General features: G+C 38.3%; 3 protein-coding genes. All 3 read left to right on the forward strand.

The features are described 5' to 3' along the window. Window positions 1–507 (forward strand): DJ-1/PfpI family protein (locus AAC601_RS18935; RefSeq protein ID WP_340154122.1); only part of this gene is annotated, 507 nt, incomplete at its 5' end. A 47-nt stretch (window positions 508–554) separates the two neighbouring features. Continuing rightward, window positions 555–1,013, forward strand: a complete 459-nt coding sequence (locus AAC601_RS18940) for an ankyrin repeat domain-containing protein (RefSeq protein ID WP_340154123.1) — start codon at window positions 555–557, stop codon at window positions 1,011–1,013. A 136-nt stretch (window positions 1,014–1,149) separates the two neighbouring features. Then, a partial coding sequence (locus tag AAC601_RS18945) for a hypothetical protein (protein ID WP_340154124.1) occupies window positions 1,150–1,550 on the forward strand: 401 nt, incomplete at its 3' end.

Below are 1,550 nucleotides of genomic sequence, written 5' to 3' on the forward strand. Positions count from 1 at the left end.
AAAGGATCCATAAAAACCCGTCAAATTGCATTTTTGGCGGCAGATGGTGTGGACTCCAACTCTCTTACTACTATGAAAGAAGCGCTTGAATCAGAAGGTGCAGTTGTCAAAATAATTGCCCCTAAATCGGGTTTTATAAAAGACAACTCAGGCAATGATGTAAAAGTGGACCACAGTATTTTGACATTTTCATCGGTATTGGTGGATGCTATTTATGTTCCTTCGGGGGAAAAAAGTGTTGAGAAATTAAAGCAGACTCCAAAAGCTGTTCACTTCATAGACGAAGCTTTTCTGCACTGCAAAGCCATAGCAACAGATGATGGTGCAAGTGAACTTGTAAAGATCACTTATGTAGCCAACTACCTGAATAAAAATATAGATAAGCTGGCTGATAGCGGCTTACTGCTAAGCAGTACTTCAGATAAGAGTTTTACCGAAGCATTTATCAAAGCAATAGGTAATCACAGGTTCTTTGAAAGAGAAAAAGAAGGAAAAATACCAGCTTAAACCACTATGGGAAACATTGATTTGTTTCCCATTTTTTATTGAACACTATGAAAGAATTAATAGACGCAGCAAGAATAGGCGATACGCAAAAAATAAAAGATCTTCTTCACAATGGAGCAGATGTGAATTATAAAGATGACAAGGGATATAGCCCCCTCACTATTGCCACTTATAACAACCAGATCGAGACTACCGAATTCCTCTTGAAAAACGGTGCAGATGTAAATGCAAAGGACAACAGTGGAAACACTTCCTTAATGGGAGTGTCATTCAAGGGCTATGCTGAAATTGCCCAGATTCTACTGGACTATAATGCAGATATAAATGCTACGCATGGCAACGGGGGTACAGCATTGATGTTTGCGAGTATGTTTGGAAAAAATGAGATAGTTAAGCTTTTATTGGCTAACGGAGCCGATAAGATGATGATGGATCATAAAGGTTTGATGGCTGTGGATCATGCAGGTATGCAGGGAAATTCAGAAGCAATTGAACTGCTGGCCTAAGACCGACCTCCTTAATGGATTACACTGACTAAGATAATTGTCAGTTTAAAAATCACTAGTTATTTACAGATTGAAAATTTTAAAAAATGAATATTAGTATAATAGCCTAAAAAGTGTCAGTTTAAGATTAACCTTTATGGACATTAACCATTTCCTAGTTACCATCCTGTCCGGAGTGATAGGAACTTTAGCTATGACTGCCTTTATATACTTGTACGCTTACTCCACCTCTCATTTTACCAAGGTGATCCACATTTTAGGAAATATGTTAGTGGGGGAAAGAAATTATTATTCTCCAACGAAATCGGCTTTTCTGGTGGGAATGGCGGCTCATTTTGGGGTAGGAATTCTTTTCTCTTTTGCCTATTTCCTATTATGGAACTGGGGTATTTTTAGGATTGATCTGATCGATTCAATATTGATTGGATCAATAAGCGGTGTTTTGGCTGTAGTAGTTTGGAAGAGCTACCTTAAACTCCACACCCATCCTCCCCAAATCAACCTGTTACACTATTTTACGGCGTTGTTTATAGCCCA

Origin of the sequence: uncultured Marivirga sp. (genome assembly GCF_963974845.1) — a bacterium.
GTDB lineage: Bacteria > Bacteroidota > Bacteroidia > Cytophagales > Cyclobacteriaceae > Marivirga > Marivirga harenae.